Source organism: Pseudomonas sp. microsymbiont 2, from assembly GCF_054788395.1.
Genome location: NZ_CM139112.1, coordinates 423008 through 445170 on the forward strand (window position 1 = coordinate 423008; position 22163 = coordinate 445170).

Genomic DNA, 22163 nt, shown 5'->3' on the forward strand with positions numbered 1-22163 from the left:
GGATTCAGGGCTGGCCGTAGTCGCGGGCACCGAACAGGGCGGTACCGATGCGCACCCAGGTCGCGCCTTGGGCGATGGCGGCTTCCAGGTCGTGGCTCATGCCCATCGACAGGGTGTCCAGGCCAAGGCCCAGCTGTGCCTGGAGCTGGCGCAGGATGGCAAAGGCGGCCTCCTGCTCGGCGCGGTCTTCGGTCGGCTCCGGAATCGCCATGAGGCCGCGCAGGCGCAGGCCGGGCAGGGCGTTCACCGCCTGCGCCAGGGCTGGCAGTTCGGCGGGCGCGCAGCCGGACTTGCTGTCCTCGCCACTGACGTTCACCTGCAGGCAGATGTTCAGCGGCGCGAGGCCGGCAGGGCGCTGCTCGGACAGGCGTTGGGCGATCTTCAGGCGGTCCACGGAATGTACCCAGTCGAAATGCTCGGCGATGGCCTTGGTCTTGTTCGACTGGATGGGGCCGATGAAGTGCCAGATCAAGGGCAGGTCGGAAAGTGCCTGTTGTTTTGTCAGGGCTTCCTGAAGGTAGTTCTCGCCGAAATCGCGCAGTCCGGCGGCGCAGGCCTCGCGTATGGCGCTGGCGGGCTTGGTCTTGCTGACTGCCAGCAGCTGGACGCTGGCCGGGTCGCGCCCGGCGGCCTTGGCTGCGCTGTCGATGCGGGCGGCAATGGCGTCAATGTTGTCTGCTAGGGTGGACATGGTTCGTCGCCGACGGCTTTGGGGTCTGCGGCATTCTACCTGCTTGATCGCCGTTGGGGAGTCTCATGGATGTGACCGACCTGCTGGCCCGGGCCGTGGCTGCCGGGGCCAGCGACCTGCACCTGGCCGCAGGCGAGCAGCCGTTGCTGCGCCTCGATGGCGAGCTGAGGCGCATGACGCTGCCGGTGCTTGCTGCCCAGACCCTTGAGCAGGGCCTGGCGAGCCTGCTCGATGAAGGGCAGCGCCGACAGTGGGCGTCTGGTGATGAGCTGGATCTCGCCCTGGTCTTGCCGGCGCTGGGCCGTTTTCGGCTGAACCTGTTCCGCCAGCGCAATGGGCCTGGGGCGAGCGTGCGGTTGATTCCGGCGCGGGTACCGAGCCTCGATGAGCTCGATCTACACGATGTGTTCCAGCTCATGGGTCGGCAGCGGGACGGCCTGGTGCTGGTCGGCGGGCCGACGGGCAGTGGCAAGTCGAGCACCCTGGCGGCGCTGGTCGACCAGATCAATCGCGAGCACGCGCTGCATATCGTCACCCTGGAAGATCCCGTCGAGTTCGTTCATCGAGGCCGGCGCAGCCTGGTCAACCAGCGGGAAGTGGGTAGAGACTGCCGCGACTTTGCCCAGGGATTGCGCAGTGCGCTGCGTCAGGACCCCGACGTGATCATGCTCGGCGAGCTGCGTGACCTGGAGAGCATCCGCCTGGCATTGCGCGCGGCGGAAACCGGGCACCTGGTGCTGGCAACCGTGCATACGCGCTCGGCGCTCAACAGCATCGATCGTTTGGTGGAAGTGTTCGCCGCCGAAGAGAAGCCGCTGGTGCGCATGATGCTGGCGGAGTCGCTGCGGTTGGTGGTGGCGCAGGTGCTGGTCAGGCGCGTCGGTGGTGGCAGGGTCGCGGCGAGGGAGCTGCTGGTGGCGACGCCCGCCGTGCGCAATCTGATCCGCGAAGGGCGGCTGGCGCAGATCCATTCGTTGATGCAGGCCGGCGCCGCGGTGGGGATGCGCACGATGGAGGGGGCAATGCAGGCGTTGGAGGCGCGGGGTTTGATAGTGGGCTAGGAACGTCCACAGCGGCTAAAAGTGCACCGCAGCCCCTGTGGGACCAACTGTCTTGCTGAGATTTCTTAACTGGCGTGATCTCTGTAGGAGCGGCCTTGCCGAGACGTCGGACCGGTCGGAAAGGGCCGCAAAGCGGCCCCGGCGATCTTTGCAACAACGCTGAAATCCCGGGGCTGCTGCGCAGCCCTTTCCGACCGGTCCGACGTCTCGGCAAGGCCGCTCCTACAGGTTGGCGTGGTACCTGTGGGAGCGGTTTTAGCCGCGAACACCGGCGCAGCCGGTGCCATCCACCGTGTCGCTTGCTTCGCGGCTAAAGCCGCTTGTGTCTTGAGGTGGGATTAGAATCTGGAGTGAGAGCGGTGAATGGCAAGAGCTGAATGCCGCAGGTGCCTTGAGCACGCGTGGGAGCACAAGCTGCCATTCACCGTTCCACTTTGGCGAGAGCCCGAACAGTTGGATGCGGCTCTGATCTCGAATCACAAGCGTGGGCCAAGCCAAAGTCCTCTCACTGTGTTGAGTTTAGGAGGTTTTGGTGATGGCTTCCTTCTTGGGTATCGATGTATCCAGTATCTCGCTCGATGCTGCGGTGCGGCCCCAGGGCATCAAACTGCATATCAGCAATGATCCGAGAGGCTTTGAGGTGCTACTGAAGAGCCTTCGCAAGCTCAGTATCAAGCGCGTCCTGTTAGAGGCAACGGGTGGCTACGAGCGAGATGTCATGCGTTTTCTACAGGACGCTGGCTACAAGGTCATACGCGTCAATCCCAGGCGGGCCAGGTCATTCGCTGACTCTTTGGGCATCAAGGCCAAGACCGACGCCATCGACGCCGAAGTTCTGGCGCACTATGCCGAAGTCATTCCAGATCAACCCTCTCTGCGAGTCAGCCCAGAACGAGCGCTTCTGCGAGAGCTGCTTCAGCAACGTGATCGGTTGGTTCAACAACGAGATGACGACCTGCGACGCCTGAAGCAGGTGCAATCGACTGCAGTTGCTAACTACCTGAATGCCAACCTGAAGCACTTCAAGACGCAGATCAAACTGGTTGAGTGCGAGATCGAACAGCAAACCGCGATGCTGAACGACGAACGGGTTGCCCAGCTGATCACAGTGAAAGGCATTGGGATGGTGACAGCGGGCAAATTAATAGCGCTGCTGCCGGAGCTAGGTCGGGTTGAATCCAGAGAAATTGCCTCCCTGGTCGGGGTCGCGCCCTTCAACCACGACAGCGGGAAGTCCGTGGGCAAGCGTTCTATCTCTGGTGGGCGATTTGCGGTCAGGCGATCGCTGTACATGGCATGCATTGTGGCGATGAAGTACAACCCAGCACTCAAGGCGCGTTATGAGTCACTGCGCGAGCGGGGGAAGCTTCCCAAGGTTGCTATCGTGGCCTGCATGAGGACTTTCATCGTACGGCTAAATGCCATGCTCAGAACGGGCACATCATGGCGCGACCTGGTGCTGCCGCAACCTGAAAGTACAACGTAAATCCAGAACGCTGCGCGATCAGCGTGGAAGCGGGTTTGCCCGCGAAGCCAACACCGTGGTGGATGGCACGGGCTTCGCCCGTGTTCGCGGGCAAGCCCGCTCCCACAGGGATCGCGCCAGATTCTAAAAATTGCGTAAGACAGTTGCTCCCACAGGGTACGCACTGGCCGCGCAAGCATGGTTCCCTGTGCGACAGGGCAGTCCAACGGGCTGGGCGATCTCCCGCAGGGACTGCTGGGCGTTTCAGCGCTTGGCCAGGCTCAGCGCCTGTTGCTGCTTGGGCAGCACTCGCTTGGCCACCACGTAGTGCTTCTGCCAGTAAGGCTTCTCCAGGCTGTCGATGCTCACCCGCTTGCCGGTGCGTGGCGCGTGAATGAAGCGATCGTTGCCCAGGTAGATGGCCACATGGTTGACCCGGCGGCTCTTGATGTTGAAGAAGATCAGGTCGCCAGGCTTGAGGTCGCTCTTGGCCACCTTCACGCCCTGGCCCTGAGCCATGGCATTGGAGGTGCGCGGCAGATCGACGTCGGCCACATCGTTGAAGGCGTATTTGACCAGGCCGCTGCAGTCGAAACCTTTCTTCGGGCTGCTGCCACCCCAGCGATAGGGTGTGCCGAGTACGTTCACCGCGCGGCTGAGCACTTCGCTGCTCTGCTTCGGCGACATCGCCACGGCCTGCATGCCTACGTCATGTTGCCTGGCGGCGTTGGCCGGACGGGCCTGCAAGGTCGCTTTGCGGTACTGGATCGGGGTGCGTTTCACCGAGGTGTCGGCATTGGTCGTGTAGCCGGTGAATCCGCTGGGAAGTCGTTGCTCACGATTGGTGGCGTGGGCGGCCAGGGGCAATAAAAGGCAGAGGGTCAGCCATGTCTTGAAGAAAGGTGGCATAGATGAAGCTCTTATAAGTGTTGGCGCGCAACTTTATAACAGCTTTTTGATCAAATTCTGATCCGTTGGTCGCTCGACCACGTACCATATGTCGGGTCGAAACGGAAAAGTCACATTTTCCGTTAGAAAATTTTCGGCTAACCCACGAGGGCTTCGAATGAATGGTTATCAACAGGGTGCGCCTGCGCACGACACCCACAGCAAGGTCCTCGGCTATCTGTTGTGGATATTCGGCTTCACCGGCTCGCACCGCTTCTACTACGGCAAGCCGATCACCGGGACGATCTGGTTCTTCACCCTGGGCTTGCTGGGCATCGGCTGGTTGATCGACCTGTTCCTGATCCCGTCGATGGACCGCGAGGCGGACATGCGTTTCGAGTCCGGTGGCGTGGACTACAACCTGGCGTGGATTCTCCTGACCTTCCTGGGCATCTTCGGCGTGCATCGCCTGTACCAGGGCAAGTGGATCAGCGCGCTGCTCTACCTGTTCACCGGCGGCTTGTTCCTGCTGGGCGTGCTGTACGACTTCTGGACGCTCAACAGCCAGATTTCCCAGGTCAACGCCGAGCGGCGCCGGGTATGAAAAAAAGGCCTTGTCGCTGAAAGCGGCAAGGCCTTTTTCGTCACTGGCGGCGCTGTTGCAGCAGTAGGTTGCTGAAGCCCGCGCCAGCCAGTTGCTTCTGCGCCACGGTCAACTGTTCGCGGTTGCTGAACGGGCCGACCATCACGCGGTACCAGGTCTCTTCCTTGACCGTGCCCGACTCCACCTTGACCGCCTGGCCGAGCAGAATGATCTGCGCCCGGACCTTGTCGGCGTCCGCCTGCTTGCGGAACGAGCCGGCCTGCAGGAAGAACTGGGTGGTGGTCGCCGGCTTGATCACCGGCGGGGCCGGCGGCGGCGTCTGCCCCATCAGGGCGGCCTGGGCGCGAGCGGTGTCGATCTTCGCCGCTTCGGCGGGCGTGACCGGCGTGCTCGGCACGGGCGGTTGCGCCGGAACCGGTGGCGTCTTCTCTGGCACCGCTTCTGGCGGCACGATCACCTCCGACTCCGGCAGCAGGGTATAGAAGTCGTACTTCGGCTTCACCGGCTGCTGTGGTGTCGGGGTGGTGGTCTTGCTCGCCTCGACCTTCTCCGATTTTTGCTGCTCGGGCTTGGTGCGCTTGATGTCCTCGCCGCCCGGTTCGAGCTTCATCAGGAACACGATGAATGCACCCACGGTCAGGCCGACCGCCAGCCACACCCAGCCCGGGATCGGCTGCTTGGCGGGTGGCTGGTGACGGCTGGCGCCGCGCTTTGGCGCGGGCTTTTTCTTTGCAGCCAACTTACATGCGCTCCAGGGTTTCCAGGCCGAGCAGCTCCAGGCCCTGCTTGAGGGTGCGACCGGTCAGGGCGGCCAGGCGCAGGCGGCTCTGCTGCTGTTCGGCGGTTTCGGCGGACAGGATCGGGCAGTTCTCGTAGAAGCTGGAGAACAGGCCGGCGAGGTCGTACAGGTAGCTGCACAGCACGTGTGGCGTGCCTTTTTCGGCGACGTTGTTCAGGATTTCGCCGAATTGCGCCAGGCGCGCGGCGAGGTCCTGCTCGTGGGCCGCCTGCAGGACGATCTTGCCCTCGACTTCGTCGAAACCCTTGCCCAGTTTGCGGAACACGCCAGCCACGCGGGTGTAGGCGTACAGCAGGTACGGGGCGGTGTTGCCTTCGAAGTTGAGCATCAGCTCGAAGTTGAAGCTGTAGTCGCTGGTGCGGTGCTTCGACAGGTCGGCGTACTTGACCGCGCCGATGCCGACCACTTCGCCGATGTGGCGCAGTTCGTCCTCGGCCAGCGACGGGTTCTTTTCCTTGACCAGCGCGTAGGCGCGGTCTTTGGCCTCGGTCAGCAGGTCGATCAGCTTGACGGTACCGCCGTCGCGGGTCTTGAACGGACGGCCATCGGCGCCGTTCATGGTGCCGAAGCCCATGTGCTCCATTTTCATCGGATGGCCGACGAAGCCGGCGCGGCGGGCCACTTCGAACACCTGGTTGAAGTGCAGGGCCTGACGTTGGTCGACGAAGTACAGGGCGCGATCGGCGTTCAGTTTATTGCTGCGGTAGCGCACGGCGGCCAGGTCGGTGGTGGCGTACAGGTAGCCGCCGTCGGCCTTCTGCACGATCACCGGCAGCGGCTCGCCTTCGGCATTCTTGAATTCCTCGAGGAACACGCACTGGGCGCCCTGGTCCTCGACCAGCAGGCCCTTGGCCTTGAGGTCGGCGACCACGTTGGCCAGGTCGGCGTTGTAGGCGCTCTCGCCCATCACGTCGGCCATGGTCAGCTTGACGTTGAGCAGCTCGTAGGTCTTCTGGCAGTGCGACAGCGAGATGTCCTTGAAGCGCGTCCACAGGGCCATGCACTCCGGGTCGCCGGCCTGCAGCTTGACCACCAGGCCGCGAGCGCGGGTGGCGAAGTCCTCGGATTCGTCGAAGCGCTTCTTGGCGGCGCGGTAGAAGTTCTCCAGGTCCGACAGCTCGTCGCTGGTGATCGGGTTCTCTTCGAGGTAGGCCAGCAGCATGCCGAACTGGGTGCCCCAGTCGCCCACGTGGTTCTGGCGGACCACCGTGTCGCCAAGGAACTCCAGTACGCGGGCCACGCTGTCGCCGATGATGGTCGAGCGCAGGTGGCCGACATGCATCTCCTTGGCCAGGTTCGGCGCCGACATGTCGATCACCACCTTCTCGGCCGGGCCGGCCTTGCGCACGCCCAGGTGTCCGTCGGCCAGGGCCGCGTCCAGGCGGGAGGCCAGGGCGTCGGTGTTTTGGAAGAAGTTCAGGAAGCCAGGACCTGCGATCTCGACCTTGGTGATGTCGGCGCTGGCCGGCAGGGCCTCGATGAGCTTCTCGGCCAGGTCGCGTGGCTTCATGCCGGCCGGCTTGGCCAGCATCATGGCGATGTTGCTGGCGAAGTCACCGTGGGTCTTGTCCCGGGCGTTTTCCACCTGGATCGCCGGCGTCAGCCCGTCAGGCAGCACACCGTCGGTGACGAGTTGGGTGAGGGCTTGCTGGATCAGCTGGCGAATGGTGTCTTTCATGGGGTTCTCTTTTCGACCGCAAGCGCGGTGCAGCGCTTCGATGCGCAGGTGGAAAAACTGGGCATTATCCGTTGCCGGGGGCGGGTTGCCAACCTTTTGGGGCACAGGCCATTGTCGGCGTGGGAGCGGGCTTGCCCCGCGATGACGCCATCGCGGGGCAAGCCCGCTCCCACGACAACCCTGAAGCAGTCAGTACAGGTCGACCGGGTCGACATCCAGCGACCAGCGTACTTGCCGCCCCGAAGGCATCTGCTCCAACACTAGCAACCAGGCACTGATCAGTCGATGCAGCGGTGCCCGGGCATTGGCCTGGAGCAACAATTGCGCACGGAAGCGCCCCGCCCGTCGCTCCATGGGCGCCGGGACCGGCCCCAGCAGCTCGATGCCGTGCAGGCCTTGCTCGGCGAGCACGCGCTCGGCGGCGGCGCAGGCCTCGTCGAGAAAGCCTTCGGCCTGGCCTGGCTTGTGCGCATCGGCGCGCAGCAGCGCCAGGTGGGCGAAGGGTGGCAGGCCGGCGGCGCGGCGCTCGCTCAGCGCCTGCTCGGCGAAGGCGAAGTAGCCCTGCTCGGTCAGTTGCACCAGCAGCGGGTGGTCCGCCAGGTGGGTCTGCACGATCACCTTGCCCGGCTCCTCGGCCCGCCCGGCCCGCCCGGCGACCTGCACGATCAGCTGGGCCATGCGCTCGCTGGCGCGGAAGTCGCCGGAGAACAGCCCGCCGTCGGCGTCGAGGATGGCCACCAGGGTGACCCGCGGAAAGTGGTGCCCCTTGGCCAGCATCTGGGTGCCGACCAGGATGCTCGGCTGGCCGCGCTGGATGGTGGCGAACAGGTTGTGCATGGCGTCCTTGCGCGAGGTGCTGTCGCGGTCCACGCGCAGGATCGGGTACTCGGGGAACAGCACCTTCAGGCGCTCCTCGGCCCGCTCGGTGCCGGCGCCCACCGGGCGCAGGTCGACGTGGGCGCACTGCGGGCACTGCAGCGGCAGGCGCTCGTCGTAGCCGCAATGGTGACAGCGCAGCACGGCGGAGCGCTGATGCACGGTCATGCGCGCGTCGCAGCGCGGGCACTCGGAGAGCCAGCCGCAGTCGTGGCACAGCAACGTAGGGGCGAAACCGCGGCGGTTGAGAAATACCAGCACTTGCTGGCCAGCTTCCAGCGTCTGGCGGATGGCTTGCTGCAGCGGGCCGCTGATACCGCTGTCCAGCGGCAGGCTGCGCACGTCCAGGCGCAGGAAACGTGGGGCCTTGGCGCCACCGGCGCGCTGATTCATGCGCAACAGGCCGTAACGGCCGCTGTGGGCGTTGTGCAGGCTTTCCAGCGACGGTGTGGCCGAGCCCAGCAGGATCGGGGTGTTTTCCTGGTGTGCCCGCACCACGGCCAGGTCGCGGGCGTGGTAGCGCAGGCCTTCCTGCTGTTTATAGGAACCGTCGTGTTCCTCGTCGATGATGATCAGGCCCGGGTTCTTCATCGGCGTGAACAGCGCCGAGCGAGTGCCGATGATGATGTCGGCGTCGCCGTCGCGGGCCGCCAGCCAGGCATCCAGGCGCTCGCGGTCGCCCACCGCCGAGTGCAGCAGGGCGATGCGCGCGTTGAAGCGTTGCTCGAAGCGTTGCAGGGTCTGCGGGCCGAGGTTGATCTCGGGAATCAGGATCAGGGCCTGCTTGCCGGCTTCGAGGGTTTCACGAATCAGTTGCAGGTACACCTCGGTCTTGCCGCTGCCAGTGACGCCGGCCAGCAGGAAGGCGTGGAACGCGCCGAAACCTGCACGCACGGCCTCGAAGGCGGCGCGCTGCTCGTCGTTGAGCGGCAGTTCCGGCTGCGCCAGCCAGTGCTCGTGGCGAGGGGCAGGGAGGTGGCGCCGCACCTCGACCTCGACCAGCTCCTTGGCCAGCAGCAGGTCGAGGCTGTCCTTGTTCAGGCCGAGCTTGCTCAGCAGGCTGTGGGCCACGCCGTGCGGGTGTTGCGACAGGGTCTTGAGGGCGTCGCGCTGGCGCGGCGCGCGGGCGATGCGAGGGTCTTCCAGGCGCGCGCCGGAGGCGACGTGCCAGAAGCGCTCCTGGCGCGCCTCGGCGGGTTCGCCCTGGCGCAGCAGGGTCGGCAGCGCCCAGTTCAGGGTGTCGCCCAGGCTGTGCTGGTAGTACTGGGCTGTCCACAGGCACAGCTTGAACAGCGCCGGTGGCAGTGGCGAGACCGGGTCGAGCAGCGCGCTGGCCGGCTTGAGCTTGTCGGCGGGCACTTCGCTGCGCTCGGCGACTTCCACCAGCACGCCGATCATCTCGCGGCGGCCAAACGGCACGCGGATGCGCATGCCGGGGGTCAGTGCCTGGCGCGCCATGCTCGCGGTGGCCCGGTAGTCGAACAGGCGACGCAGGGGCGAGGGCAAGGCAAGGCGCAGGATGACGTCGGACACGCGGAAGGTCTCTGGAGGGTATTTCACGAATCAGGCGAGCCTAGCAGACGACGGTCGGTGCAAGCGACAACTTGCGTTGGCCCGGCGCTCTGGTATTATTCGCCGCCTAATTACGTGCGGTATTCAACAATAGGTGTTGGGTGGCGGCACGCAGCTCGAGGAAGTGACCATGAAAGCAGATATTCATCCGAACTACGAAGTAGTTGCAGTCACCTGCAGCTGCGGCAACAAGTTTGAAACCCGTTCGACCCTGGGCAGCGTCCTGGCGATCGACGTTTGCAACCTGTGCCACCCGTTCTACACCGGTAAGCAGAAAGTCCTGGACACCGGTGGTCGCGTACAGAAGTTCGCCGATCGCTTCGGTATGTTCGGTACCAAGAAGTAATCATGCGCATGGCGAATCTTTCGAGGTTCGCGTTGCCGCAAAAGAAGGCGCTCCTCGTGAGCGCCTTTTTTGTGGGCGCGATCTGGCACTTTCCCGCGCAAGCGTTCTGTCCGCTACCCGGTCAGCCACAACAGGTGGCCGTGCGCAGCGTGGTCGACGGCGACACCGTGCGCCTGGTCGACGGCCGCAGTGTGCGGCTGATCGGTATCAACGCCCCTGAGATCGGCCGCAAGGGGCGGACCAGCGAGCCCTATGCCGAGGCGGCGAAGCGGCGGCTGCAGGCGCTGGTCAAGGCCAGCGACGGCCGTGTCGGGCTGGTTCCGGGTGTCGAGTCCAAGGACAAGTACGGGCGCACCCTGGCGCATCTGTATAGCCGCAATGGCGACAATATGGAGGCGCAACTGCTCAGCGAAGGCCTTGGCTACCGGGTCGCCGTTGCGCCCAACGTGGACTTGGCGGCGTGCCAGCATCAGGCCGAGCAGCAGGCGCGCAAGGCCAGAGCGGGGATCTGGCGGCAGTCGCCGGTGCAGCGGACGCAGGATCTGCGGCAGTCTGGCTTTGCCGTCATCGGCGGCAAAATCAACGGCATCGAACGCAATCGCGGCGGCGTCTGGCTGGAACTCGACGACGCCGTGGTGCTGCAGATACCCGCTCGTCTGCAGCGCAACTTCCCTGCCAGCTTCTTCGCTAACCTCAAGGGGCGCCAGGTCGAGGCGCGTGGCTGGGTGCTGGACCGTTCCCGCAAGGGAGGGCTCAAGCCTGGGCAGCGGCGCTGGGTGTTGCCCTTGACCGACCCGAGCATGTTGGAGCGCCTTTCTGGCTAAATAGTTGTAGACATTTTGCTATTGGATTGTACACACTGGCTCCCGTAAGCCCCGTGGGTTATAGCGTAAAGTCGTAGGCTAAAGGCCTTGACACATAGTGACCGGGCAGTCTTGTCGCCCCCCGGCACTTTGCGTATCCTCGGCGGTCCGTCAGAACAGTAAATAGCGGAATGCCCATCATGTCAGACCTGAAAACCGCCGCTCTCGAATACCACGCTCAGCCTCGTCCGGGGAAACTGAGCGTCGAGCTCTCCAAGCCAACCGCCACTGCCCGTGACCTCGCCCTGGCCTACAGCCCGGGCGTCGCCGAGCCTGTGCGCGAGATCGGCCGTGATCCGGAGCTGGCCTACAAATACACCGGCAAGGGCAACCTGGTCGCGGTGATTTCCGACGGTACCGCGATCCTTGGTCTGGGTGACCTGGGTCCGCTGGCCTCGAAGCCGGTCATGGAAGGCAAGGGTGTTCTGTTCAAGCGTTTCGCCGGTATCGACGTGTTCGACATCGAAGTCGAATCGGAAAGCCCGCAGGCCTTCATCGACACCGTTCGCCGCATCTCCATCACCTTCGGCGGCATCAACCTCGAAGACATCAAGGCACCGGAGTGCTTCGAGATCGAGCGCACCCTGATCGAGCAGTGCGACATCCCGGTATTCCACGATGACCAGCACGGCACCGCGATCGTTACCGCCGCCGGCATGATCAACGCCCTGGAAATCGCCGGCAAGAAACTCGAAGACGCCAAGATCGTCTGCCTGGGTGCCGGCGCCGCGGCCATCTCCTGCATGAAGCTGCTGGTGAGCATGGGCGCCAAGGTCGAGAACATCTTCATGATCGACCGTAGCGGTGTGATCCATGCCGGCCGTGACGACCTGAACCAGTACAAGGCCCAGTTCGCCCACGCCACCGACAAGCGCACCCTGGCCGACGCCCTGGACGGTGCCGACGTGTTCGTCGGCCTGTCTGGTCCGAACCTGCTGAGCCCCGAAGGCCTGAAGTCGATGGCGGCCAACCCGATCGTGTTCGCCTGCTCGAACCCGGATCCGGAAATCAAGCCGGAGCTGGCCCACGCCACCCGCAGCGACGTGATCATGGCCACCGGTCGTTCCGACTACCCGAACCAGGTCAACAACGTGCTGGGCTTCCCGTTCATCTTCCGCGGTGCCCTGGACGTTCGCGCCAAGCGCATCAACGAAGAAATGAAGATCGCCGCCGCCATCGCCCTGAAGGACCTGGCCAAGCTGCCAGTGCCCAAGGAAGTCTGCGACGCCTACGGCGTGCAGGCCCTGGAGTTCGGTCGTGAGTACATCATTCCGAAGCCGCTGGATGCACGCCTGATCACCGTGGTTTCCGATGCCGTGGCCAAGGCCGCCATCGAGTCCGGCGTGGCCACCCTGCCGTATCCGAAGCACTACCCGCTGAAAAGCGTGGATGATGTGTTCAACGGTTAATCCGTTGTAGCGACATGAAAAAGCCCCGGTTCGTGAGAACCGGGGCTTTTTGTTTGTTTTTGGGTTCACCGAAGCCACTGTGGGAGCGGGTTTACCCGCGAAATAATCTGTGGCTTCGCTGAAGCCTTCGCGGGTAAACCCGCTCCCACAGGATCGAAGTTGCCTTTGCGGTTGTCGTTTGCCTGATCAGAACAGATCCATCGGCGCCGCTTCATCCGCTGGCAGCGGGCTGCCTGGCGCCACGCCATTGCCCAGCTCGTCCACCGAAGGCGGGGTGTCCTCGGCCTTGAACAGCTCGAAGTAGGCGTTAGGCGTGCTCGGCGTGGCGGCGCGGCCGCTGACCGGGTCCACGCGCAGGCTGAGAATGCCCTCCGGCTCGGCTGGCGGATGCTCCGGCATGCCCTTGAGCGCCGCGCCCATGAAGCTCATCCAGATCGGCAGGGCCACGGTGCCGCCGTACTCGCGGCGCCCCAGCGTTTCTGGCTGGTCGAAGCCCACCCATACGGTCGTGACGTAGTCGGCGTTGTAGCCGGAGAACCAGGCGTCCTTGGACTCGTTGGTGGTGCCGGTCTTGCCCGCCAGGTCCGAGCGCCCGAGCGCCAAGGCACGGCGGCCGGTGCCGCGCTTGATCACGTCCTGCAGCATGCTGGTGAGAATGTACGAGGTGCGGCCATCGATGATCTGCTCGGCCAGCACCGGCGCCTGCGCCACCGGGGCGCTCGGGGCGGCGGCGGAGAGCGCCTCGCCCGGCATCGGTGCGACGCTGATCGCCTGCTCGGGGGCGGCAGCGCCGGCCTGGTCCTGCTGCCCTTGAGGCACGCGCGGCGGATTGGCGGTGAACAGCGTCTCGCCATTGCGGCTCTCGATACGCTCGATCAGGTACGGGTTGATCTTGTAGCCGCCGTTGGCGAACGCACTCCAGCCGGTGGCGATTTCCATTGGCGTCAGGGTCGCGGTGCCCAGTGCCAGCGACAGGTTGGGCGGCAGATCCTGCTTGTTGAAGCCGAACTTGGCGATGTAGTCGATGGTGCGGTTCACGCCCATGGCCTGCAGCAGGCGGATCGATACCAGGTTGCGCGACTTGTACAGCGCCTCGCGCATGCGGATCGGGCCAAGGAAGGTGTTGGTGTCGTTCTTCGGGCGCCAGACCTTGTCCAGGTACTCGTCGACGAACACGATCGGAGCGTCGTTGACCAGGCTGGCGGCGGTGTAGCCACTGTCCAGGGCCGCGCTATAGACGAAGGGCTTGAAGCTCGAACCTGGCTGGCGTTTGGCCTGCATGGCGCGGTTGTAGTTGCTCTGCTCGAAGGAGAACCCGCCGACCAGGGCGCGAATCGCACCATTGCTCGGGTCGAGGGTCACCAGCGCGCTCTGGGCGCCCGGCACCTGGCTGAACTTGAGCTTGCCGTCGTCCAGGCGCTGGATGCGGATCAGGTCGCCCACCTGGGCCACGTCGGCCGGGGACTGCGGCGAGCGTCCCTGGGCGTTGCTGTTGAGGTACGGGCGCGCCCACTTCATGGTGTCCCAGAGCACCTCCTCTTCCAAGCCGCCACGGGTCATCACCTTCAGCCCGTTCTTCTCGACCTGGGTGACGATCGCCGGCTCCAGCCCGCCAAGGGTGCGCTGCTTGCTCAGCTCCTGCAGCCAGGCGGCGCGGGGCTTGCCGGGGAAGCGTGATTCCGGACCACGGTAGCCATGGCGCTCGTCGTACTCGGAAAGCCCGTTGAGCACTGCGTTGTTGGCCATTCGCTGCATGTCGCTCGGCACCGTGGTGGTGACCCGGAAGCCCTCGGTGTAGGCGTCGCTGCCGTAGCGGCCGACCATCTCGGCGCGGGCCATCTCGGCGACATAGGGGGCGTTCACTTCCGGGGTCGGCACGTGGTAGCTGGCGTTCAGCGGTTCGGCCAGGGCGGCCTGGTAGCTGGCTTCGTCGATCTTGCCGAGCTTGTACATGCGCCCGAGAATCCAGTCGCGGCGCTCCTTGGCGCGCACCGGATTGGCCAGCGGGTTGAAGCGCGACGGCGCCTTGGGCAGGCCGGCGATCATGGCCATCTGCGCCAGGCTGACGTCACGGATCGACTTGCCGTAGTACACCTGCGCCGCCGCATCGATGCCGTAGGCACGGTTGCCCAGGTAGATCTTGTTGACGTACAGCTCGAGGATCTCGTCCTTGGTCAGCTCGCGCTCGATCTGCAGGGCCAGGAGGATTTCGTTGGTCTTGCGCGAGAAGCTGCGTTCGCTGGTGAGGAAGAAGTTCTTCGCCACCTGCATGGTGATGGTGCTGCCACCGGTCTGGATATGTCCGGACTTGAGCAGCTGCGTGGCGGCACGCATCAGGCTGCTCGGGTCGACGCCGTAGTGGTTGAGGAAATTGTCGTCCTCGGCCGAGAGAAGCGCCTGGATGAACTGTGGGGGAATTTCCTCGAACTTGATGGGAGAGCGGCGCATTTCGCCGAACTCGGCAATCAGCTTGCCATCGCTGCTGTACACCCTCAGGGGGATTTGCAACTGGACGCTTCTGAGCGAATCGACCGAGGGCAGGCTGGGACTAAGATACAGAAACGCACCGCTCACACCGAGTACGAGCGCGCAGATGACTGCGACGAAAGACCACCAGAAAAACTTCAGCAGGCGTATCAAGGCTTTGGGGTGTCCTGGTTGAGGAGTGAAGGGCGCGCAGGGCCGGCGGACAGGAAAATTCGCTGGGCATTATAAGCAATTTTCGCCCCACCGGGTGACCGCCCGGGACCGGGCGATGACCGCCTGCGCGGCGATGGCGCGGGCTGACGCCGAAAAGGAAGTGACAGTCATGCTTGGACGCTTTGGCAGGGGAGCGGGTTCACTGCTGGGTGTGGAAATCGCCCACGACTCCATACGAATGCTGCAGCTGCATCGCCGACGTGGGCGCTACCAGGTTGCCGGTTGGGCGCAGGAACCCTTCGAGTCACCGCCGCGTGGACCGCACCCGCTGGATGACGCCGAGCTGCTGGTCAGGACGCTGCGTCAGGCGCATGCCCGTTGTGCGACCGGTCAACGACAGGTGGCGCTGGCTCTGCCGGCCTCCCAGGTGATCTGCAAGGTTTGCCGGATGCCCGTCGGCGTGGGCGAAGGCGGTGTCGAGTCTCGCCTGCTCGACCAGGCCGATCGGCTTTTTCCCTTTCCGTTGGACGATCTTGCCCTGGACTTCCAGCTGCTGGGTGTGTCCGCAGACGACCCGAGGCAGTTCGACGTACTGGTCGCCGCGTGCCGGCAAAGCCAGATCGACCCGCTCGAGCAGTTGTTCGCGCAGGCCGATCTACGGGTGATGGCGGTGGAAGTGGACAGTATCGCGTTGCGCCGAGCGCTGGTGCCGGAGGGGTGTGCCGACACGGTCATTCTCCAGTTGGATGCTGGCGAAATGGTCATGCATGGCTGGCAAGGCGAAGGATTGGCGCAGCGCCAGCAGGTCGTGTTGACGTCACCCGATCAGTGGCTGGAGGGTGCCGAGCGCCTCTGGCGACTGTGCGGCTTCCAGTCCACCGAACTGCTGCTGACTGGCCGCCTGGGCGGTGCCAAGCAGGCGGGGCAGCTTGCCGAGCGGCTCGGGGTGCCCTGTCGATGCGCCTGCCCGACCCTGCTGGCGGGGCTGGGCGGTACCCAGGCAGTGGGCGTTTCCATGGCGCTGGTCTATGGGCTCGCGCTGGGAGGGCTGGCATGAAGGTGCGACTCAACCTGATGCCGTGGCGCGAGCAGCGCAGGGCGAGTGCCGTACGACGTTTTCAGCTTGTGCTGGTGGCCAGCCTGGTGGCGGCGCTGCTTGCGGTGATGGCGCTCGACCAGGCGGCCCGTGCCCGCCTGGCGCGACAGGTCGAGGCGGTGAGCAGACAGCAGGTGGCGCTCGACAGACTGGAGACGACAGCGGCACGGATCGATCAGCTGCGGGAGGCCCGCCATGCTGTCGAGGCGCAGCGAAGCGCATTGGCGACGTTGCGCGGCGGGCAGGCGTTGATACCTGATCTGTTCCGTGGTCTCGAGCAGGCCATGCCCGAAGGTGCGCAATTGATCGAGATCTCCCTGGAGGAGGAGCGTTTGCGCTTGACCGGGTTGGCGGCGTCGGCCTCGGTGGTCGCACAGTTCATGCGCGGGCTGCAGCGAATGGGAGATATACGGGACCTTGAGCTCGTACACCTTCGCCACCAGGCACGGGGCGACGAATTCCTGCTGGTTGCGCGTCTGTTGGCCAGCGAGCCATGAAGAGTCTGCGACATCCCGGTTGGCAGGGGCTGGCGGGCCGGGCGCTGACGGTCCTGCTGCTGGTGCTGATGGTCGTCGTGGCGGGTTACTTCATTCGGATCAGGGCGCCGAGCCAGGCATATGCCGAGGCGGTGGCGCTGGAGCGGCGGGGGCTGCAGGTGCTCAAGGCGCGCGAGGGGCTGATCGCTGACCTCGAGGTCGAGCGGCGAGCGCTGGCGCAGACCGAGCAGCATCTGGGCATGGAGCGATGGCGGCTCGATGCCGGAGAGGGCATGAGTGAGCTGCTCGACGAGCTGGCGATGTCCGGCCATGAGCACGGTCTGCTGTTCGAGCGTCTCGATGTGCTCGATGGTCGGCAGCTCTCGGGGTATCGACTGATCCCGTTGGAGTTGCGTGTGCGGGGGCATTATCCGGCGTTACGGGCGTGGCTGGAGCAATGGTTGCGGCGCTTGCGCCTGCTGAGCGTATCCCGGTTCGAACTGGCCATGCATGCCGAGTCCGGGTTGCTGGTCGCGCAGGTGCAGCTGCATGCCTATCAGTCCGACGAAGCGTTGCCAGTGCCGCAGGCGTTGGCGGACGAGCCCGCCAGCGTATCCATTGCGCCTGGCACGTTCGATCCGTTTCGAGCCTGGTCATTCCAGCGTGCGGAGGATGGGCTCGCTCGCGTTCCGCTGGAGCAGCTGGAGATGGTCGGCAGCCTTTCCCGAGGCGGTCGTCATGAGGCCTTGCTGCGTTCGGGCGGGCGCATCTATCGAGTCGCTGCGGGAGATCGGCTGGGGCGCGATGACGGGGTCGTGGAAACCATCGACGCGGGGCAGGTCACGGTGCGCGAGCGCATCTACATCGGCGGTGGCTGGCAGGATCGCCAGCGCTTTCTGGCACTTGCCAAGAGTGCGCCAAGGGAGGTCGGGTATGAAGCTGGGATGCAGGCGGGGAGGGGCGGCAACGATACTGCTGCTGGGCATGCAGGCGGCGCTGGCGGTCGAACATCGCAATGAACCGCTGTCGCTCAATTTCCAGGACGTGGAAGTGCGTTCGGTGCTGCAGATCATGGCCGATCATGCGGGTATCAACCTGGTCGCCAGCGACGCGGTGCAGGGGCGGATCACCTTGCGTCTCGAGGATGTGCCCTGGGGCCAGGCACTGGATCTGGTCTTGCGCAGCAAGGGGCTGGGCCGGCGCCAGGAGGGCAATGTGCTGCTGGTCGCGCCACTGGCCGAGCTTGCCGAGCGCTCCCAGGGGGCACGACAGGAGCAGGTGCTGGAGGCGCAACTGCAACCGTTGCATCGTGAACTGATTCCGGTCAGCCATGCCAAGGCGTCGGAGTTGGCCGAACTGCTGCTGGCAAGCCTGGCCGATGACGGCATCCTGACGGGGCGCGGCAGCCTGGGCGTGGACGCGCGGACCAACACCCTGGTGGTCACGCAGCCCGCCGAGCGCCTGGCCGAGCTGCGCAAGCTGGTGGCGCAGCTGGATGTGCCGGTGCGCCAGGTGATGATCGAGGCGCGTATCGTCGAGGCCGGCGTCGACTATGAAAAGAGCCTGGGCGTGCGCTGGGGTGGTCCGTTGTATGGCCAGGGTGGCCGGCTGGGTAGCGAGTTGTTCGTCGATCTCGGCGTCGAACGGGCCACGAGCGGGCTCGGCGTGGGCCTGCTGCGCAGTGACATCCTGCTCGACCTGGAGCTCAGTGCCATGGAGAAGAGCGGCAACGGCGAAATCATCTCCCAGCCGAAGGTCGTCACGGCCGACAAGGAAACCGCGCGCATCCTCAAGGGCACTGAGGTGCCTTACCAGGAGACCAGCAAAAGTGGCGCGACCTCGATTTCCTTTCGCGAGGCTTCGCTGTCGCTGGAGGTGACGCCGCAGATCACCCCGGACGGCAAGGTGCTCATGGAGGTGCGGGTGACCAAGGACGAACCGGATTTCGTCAACGCGCTGAACAATGTCCCGCCGATACGCAAGAACGAGGTCAATGCCAAGGTCCGGATCAGCGATGGGCAGACCATTGTGATTGGTGGCGTGTACTCGACGTCGCAGAACAAAGTGGTCGACAAGGTGCCATTTTTCGGTGATCTGCCGTATGTTGGACGGCTGTTTCGACGCGATGCATTACAAGAGAAAAAATCCGAGCTGCTGGTCTTCCTGACTCCGCGTATCATGAGTGACCAGGCGATTGCTGTGAGTCGTTGATTCTGTGCGAAATTTGATACTTGTGGGGCCCATGGGCGCTGGAAAAAGCACCATCGGGCGCCTGTTGGCCAAAGAGCTGCGCCTGCTGTTCAAGGATTCCGACAAGGAAATCGAACTGCGAACCGGCGCCAACATCCCGTGGATCTTCGACAAGGAAGGCGAGCCGGGCTTTCGTGATCGCGAGCAGGCGATGATCGTCGAGCTCTGCGCGCTCGATGGCGTGGTCCTGGCCACCGGTGGCGGCGCGGTGATGCGCGATGCCAACCGTGCCGCACTGCATGCCGGCGGGCGGGTCATCTACCTGCATGCCTCGGTGGAGCAGCAGGTGGGACGTACCTCGCGTGATCGCAACCGACCGTTGCTGCGCACCGCCAACCCGGAAGCCACGCTGCGTGCCCTGCTGGAGACGCGCGACCCGCTCTATCGCGAGATCGCCGACCTGGTGGTGGAAACCGACGAACGGCCACCGCGCATGGTGGTGCTGGACATCCTGGAGCGCCTGCAGAAGTTGCCGCCCCGCTGAGCGGGGTCTATCCTCGGCGACCAACGCCGAGACGGGGCTGAACGTCACCGCGCGGGGGCCGCATCGCCGCCGCGTCCAAGCACATTGTGGGGATACATGCAGACATTAAAGGTCGACCTGGGCGAACGTAGCTACCCGATCTACATTGGCGAAGGCCTGCTGGACCAGCCCGAACTGCTGGCGCCGCACATCGCCGGGCGGCAGGTTGCCATCGTTTCCAACGAGACCGTCGCGCCCCTGTACCTCGAACGCCTGAGCAAGACCCTGGGCGCCTACTCGGTGCTGCCGGTGGTGTTGCCTGACGGCGAGGCCTACAAGAACTGGGAAACCCTGCAGCTGATCTTCGATGCCCTGCTCACCGCCCGCCATGATCGCCGTACCACGGTGGTCGCCCTGGGGGGCGGCGTGATCGGCGACATGGCCGGTTTTGCCGCGGCCTGCTACCAGCGCGGGGTCGACTTCATCCAGGTGCCGACCACGCTGCTGTCCCAGGTGGACTCTTCGGTGGGCGGCAAGACCGGCATCAACCATCCATTGGGCAAGAACATGGTCGGTGCCTTCTATCAGCCCAACGCGGTGCTGATCGATACCACCAGCCTCAAGACCCTGCCCGAACGCGAGCTGTCCGCGGGTCTGGCCGAAGTCATCAAGTACGGCCTGATCTGCGACGAGCCGTTCCTGGGCTGGCTCGAAGACAACATGCAGGCGCTGCGGGCCCTGGACTCTGTCGCCCTGACCGAAGCCATCCGCCGCTCCTGCGCGGCCAAGGCCGCCGTGGTCGGTGCCGACGAGCGCGAGTCGGGCGTGCGCGCCACGCTCAACCTTGGCCATACCTTTGGCCATGCCATCGAGACCCACATGGGTTATGGCGTCTGGCTGCACGGCGAAGCCGTGGCCGCGGGCACGGTCATGGCCCTGGAAATGTCCATGCGCCTGGGCTGGATCGACCAGCCGGCGCGTGACCGCGCAATTCGCCTGCTGCAGGACGCAGGACTGCCGGTGGTGCCACCACAGGAAATGACCCCGGCGCATTTCATGGAGCACATGGCGGTCGACAAGAAAGTGCTCGACGGGCGCCTGCGCCTGGTGCTGCTGCGCCAGCTGGGCGAGGCCGTCGTCACCGACGACTATTCGACAGAGATTCTTCAGGCCACGTTGGCGGCGGATTACCGCGCGATCGTGGCCCAGCTTTGAGGTTGTGACAACGCGATGACCAGTCTGCATGCCGATGAGGCGTTTCTCGATCATTACCAGCTGAGCCACGATCCGTTCGCCCCACGGGTGCCCGGCTTCAAGTTCTTCCCCGCCCAGCGCAAGCCGGTGCTCGGTCAGTTGCACCACCTGGCGCGCTACAGTCAGCTGATGCTGGCGGTCACAGGGCCTGTTGGCAGCGGCAAGACCTTGCTGCGCCAGGCGCTGGTGGCCAGCACCAACAAGCAGTCGGTGCAAAGCGTGGTGGTGTCCGCTCGCGGCGCCAGCGACGCTGCCAGCGTGCTCGGGCAGGTGGCGCAGTCGCTGAACGTGGCACAAGCGGAGGTGCAGGCGATCCTGTCGCAGGTGGTGCAGCTGGCGCTGACCGGTCAGGAAGTCTATCTGCTGGTGGATGATGCGGAACAACTCGACGAGTCGGCACTCCAAGCGTTGCTGGAGTTGGCGGCAGGCGTGGCCGAAGGGCGCCCGCATGTATTCCTGTTCGGCGAGCCTTCGCTGATCGCCGGGCTGGAGGAGCTCAATGCCGATGGCGAGCGATTCCACGTCATCGAGCTGGCCCCGTACAGCGAGGAGGAAACCCGCGAGTACCTGGAGCAGCGTCTGGACGGCGCCGGTCGGGGTATCGAGGTGTTCACTGCCGAGCAGATCGTCGACATCCACGAAAACTCCGACGGTTGGCCTGGGAACATCAACCAGGTCGCCCGCGACACCTTGATCGAAGCCATGATCGCCAGCCGTACCACGGTCAAGCGACCATCCATGGGGTTCAAAATGCCTAAGAAACACGTGCTCGCGTTGTCCGCTGTGGTCGTGGTCGCCGTTGGCGCGGCGGTCCTGATGCCGAAGAAAGGCGACAAGGCGCCGACCGACGCGCCTGCCGCCCAGGCCCAGCTGCCACTGGGGCAAGGCGCCAATCCTGCCATAGAGTTCTCCGGCTCCTCGCAGCCGATGCCGTTGCCGCTGGTTGGCCAGTCGCAGCCCGTGATGCGCGAGCCGCTGGCTCAGGCCGCCGGCATGGGTGAAGGGGAAGAGGGTGGGCCGGCCGGCACTACCGCCTTGCAGCCCTCGGCGCCTTCGGCTGCCGTACCGCCTACCGTGACCACCATCGCGCCGCCAGCAGGCGCGACCGCCAGCCCGGCACCGGCTCCGGCCCAACCGGTCACCAGCGCGCCTGCCCAGCCGGTTGCACCTGCGCCGAAGCCAGTTGCAACCCAGCCGACGAAGCCGGTTGCGCCCGCCAAGCCCGCGCCTGCGCCGACCCAAGTCGCCAGCGTCAAGCCTGCGGCGAAGCCGGCAGCCGGTGGCGCAGGCAACAGCAGTTGGTATGCCGGCCAGAAACCGGGCAACTATGTGGTGCAGATCTTCGGCACCAGCTCCGAGGCGTCGGCCCAGTCGTTCGTCAAGGCCCAGGGTGGCGACTATCGCTACTTCAAGAAAAACCTGCAGGGCAAGCCGCTATACGTCGTCACCTACGGCAACTTCGCCAACCGCGACGCCGCCGCTGCGGCAATCAAGAACTTGCCAGCCAAGGTCCAGGCTGGTAAACCTTGGCCACGTACCGTCGGCAGCGTCCAACAAGAGCTGGCCACGGCCCGCTGATACCTTCCGGGCGGCACCACCCCGCCGCCCAGTTGCTGAGCGAATCCTGATTCACGACTAGCCTGCTGCGCCCAAAGCGCGGCAGGCTTTTCTGTCCCAGACTGCCGGCCACAAGCCCTCCCTTGCAGTCCTGGCTGAAACGCTTCAGACTCGA

The 22163-nt window shown here is 64.9% G+C and carries 19 protein-coding genes; 13 read left to right on the forward strand and 6 right to left on the reverse strand.

The genetic code is table 11. From position 1 onward, the window contains the following. Positions 1–4 precede the first annotated feature (4 nt). Positions 5–691, reverse strand: a complete 687-nt coding sequence (locus tag ACYUME_RS01890; protein WP_279885794.1) for a YggS family pyridoxal phosphate-dependent enzyme — start codon at positions 689–691, stop codon at positions 5–7. 65 nt (positions 692–756) lie between these two features. Between ACYUME_RS01890 and ACYUME_RS01895 the strand changes: the two genes are divergently transcribed. Together ACYUME_RS01895 and ACYUME_RS01900 are read left to right on the forward strand one after the other, a co-directional pair. Continuing rightward, positions 757–1752, forward strand: coding sequence for a type IV pilus twitching motility protein PilT (locus ACYUME_RS01895; RefSeq protein ID WP_460417931.1), 996 nt, complete (start codon positions 757–759; stop codon positions 1750–1752). 535 nt (positions 1753–2287) lie between these two features. Beyond that, complete coding sequence (locus tag ACYUME_RS01900) at positions 2288–3238, forward strand: IS110 family transposase (protein ID WP_460415301.1); 951 nt, start codon at positions 2288–2290, stop codon at positions 3236–3238. A 243-nt stretch (positions 3239–3481) separates the two neighbouring features. Here the strand turns inward: ACYUME_RS01900 and ACYUME_RS01905 are convergent, their stop codons facing one another. Beyond that, a complete protein-coding gene (locus tag ACYUME_RS01905; protein ID WP_460417932.1) occupies positions 3482–4126 on the reverse strand; it encodes a C40 family peptidase in 645 nt (214 codons plus the stop codon). A gap of 157 nt (positions 4127–4283) precedes the next feature. Here ACYUME_RS01905 and ACYUME_RS01910 point away from each other — a divergent pair, with 157 nt between their 5' ends. Further along, positions 4284–4709, forward strand: a complete 426-nt coding sequence (locus tag ACYUME_RS01910; protein ID WP_279886269.1) for a TM2 domain-containing protein — start codon at positions 4284–4286, stop codon at positions 4707–4709. A gap of 40 nt (positions 4710–4749) precedes the next feature. On the opposite strand, the gene ACYUME_RS01915 is transcribed toward ACYUME_RS01910, so the two are convergent. From ACYUME_RS01915 to ACYUME_RS01925, 3 genes are all read right to left on the reverse strand, one after another. Further along, entirely contained in the window at positions 4750–5448 is a 699-nt protein-coding gene (locus tag ACYUME_RS01915) for an SPOR domain-containing protein (RefSeq protein WP_279886264.1), read from the reverse strand. A 1-nt stretch (position 5449) separates the two neighbouring features. After that, entirely contained in the window at positions 5450–7186 is a 1737-nt protein-coding gene (gene argS, locus ACYUME_RS01920; protein ID WP_460417933.1) for an arginine--tRNA ligase, read from the reverse strand. A gap of 189 nt (positions 7187–7375) precedes the next feature. Continuing rightward, the gene (locus tag ACYUME_RS01925; protein ID WP_460419263.1) at positions 7376–9595 is read right to left on the reverse strand and encodes a primosomal protein N'; all 2220 of its coding nucleotides are present in this window, start codon (positions 9593–9595) and stop codon (positions 7376–7378) included. A 169-nt stretch (positions 9596–9764) separates the two neighbouring features. On the opposite strand from ACYUME_RS01925, the gene rpmE reads away from it, so the two are divergent. The 3 genes from rpmE to ACYUME_RS01940 all read left to right on the forward strand — a co-directional run bounded on the left by rpmE (position 9765) and on the right by ACYUME_RS01940 (position 12252). Next, positions 9765–9980 carry a 50S ribosomal protein L31 gene (gene rpmE / locus ACYUME_RS01930; RefSeq protein WP_011531746.1) on the forward strand — a complete coding sequence of 72 codons (216 nt, stop codon included), beginning with the start codon at positions 9765–9767 and terminating at the stop codon, positions 9978–9980. 2 nt (positions 9981–9982) lie between these two features. Then, positions 9983–10804, forward strand: a complete 822-nt coding sequence (locus ACYUME_RS01935) for a thermonuclease family protein (protein WP_460417934.1) — start codon at positions 9983–9985, stop codon at positions 10802–10804. A gap of 179 nt (positions 10805–10983) precedes the next feature. Next, positions 10984–12252 carry a malic enzyme-like NAD(P)-binding protein gene (locus ACYUME_RS01940; RefSeq protein WP_279886257.1) on the forward strand — a complete coding sequence of 423 codons (1269 nt, stop codon included), beginning with the start codon at positions 10984–10986 and terminating at the stop codon, positions 12250–12252. Positions 12253–12438: 186 nt separating this feature from the next. On the opposite strand, the gene ACYUME_RS01945 is transcribed toward ACYUME_RS01940, so the two are convergent. Next, on the reverse strand, positions 12439–14889 hold the full coding sequence (locus tag ACYUME_RS01945; protein WP_460419265.1) for a penicillin-binding protein 1A: 2451 nt from the start codon (positions 14887–14889) through the stop codon (positions 12439–12441). A gap of 172 nt (positions 14890–15061) precedes the next feature. Here ACYUME_RS01945 and pilM point away from each other — a divergent pair, with 172 nt between their 5' ends. The 7 genes from pilM to ACYUME_RS01980 all read left to right on the forward strand — a co-directional run bounded on the left by pilM (position 15062) and on the right by ACYUME_RS01980 (position 22009). Further along, complete coding sequence (gene pilM, locus ACYUME_RS01950) at positions 15062–15949, forward strand: type IV pilus biogenesis protein PilM (RefSeq protein WP_460417935.1); 888 nt, start codon at positions 15062–15064, stop codon at positions 15947–15949. After that, positions 15946–16485, forward strand: coding sequence for a PilN domain-containing protein (locus ACYUME_RS01955; RefSeq protein WP_460417936.1), 540 nt, complete (start codon positions 15946–15948; stop codon positions 16483–16485). Before pilM ends, ACYUME_RS01955 begins: the two co-directional genes overlap by 4 nt. Beyond that, complete coding sequence (locus ACYUME_RS01960) at positions 16482–17483, forward strand: pilus assembly protein PilP (protein ID WP_460417937.1); 1002 nt, start codon at positions 16482–16484, stop codon at positions 17481–17483. Before ACYUME_RS01955 ends, ACYUME_RS01960 begins: the two co-directional genes overlap by 4 nt. After that, complete coding sequence (locus ACYUME_RS01965) at positions 17449–18675, forward strand: type IV pilus secretin PilQ (protein ID WP_460419267.1); 1227 nt, start codon at positions 17449–17451, stop codon at positions 18673–18675. The genes ACYUME_RS01960 and ACYUME_RS01965 overlap by 35 nt, the downstream gene beginning before the upstream one ends. A 4-nt stretch (positions 18676–18679) precedes the next feature. Beyond that, positions 18680–19198 carry a shikimate kinase AroK gene (aroK, locus tag ACYUME_RS01970; protein ID WP_279886243.1) on the forward strand — a complete coding sequence of 173 codons (519 nt, stop codon included), beginning with the start codon at positions 18680–18682 and terminating at the stop codon, positions 19196–19198. 96 nt (positions 19199–19294) lie between these two features. After that, positions 19295–20392, forward strand: a complete 1098-nt coding sequence (aroB, locus tag ACYUME_RS01975; protein WP_279886241.1) for a 3-dehydroquinate synthase — start codon at positions 19295–19297, stop codon at positions 20390–20392. A 15-nt stretch (positions 20393–20407) separates the two neighbouring features. Next, the gene (locus ACYUME_RS01980) at positions 20408–22009 is read left to right on the forward strand and encodes an AAA family ATPase (RefSeq protein WP_460417938.1); all 1602 of its coding nucleotides are present in this window, start codon (positions 20408–20410) and stop codon (positions 22007–22009) included. Positions 22010–22163: the final 154 nt, after the last annotated feature.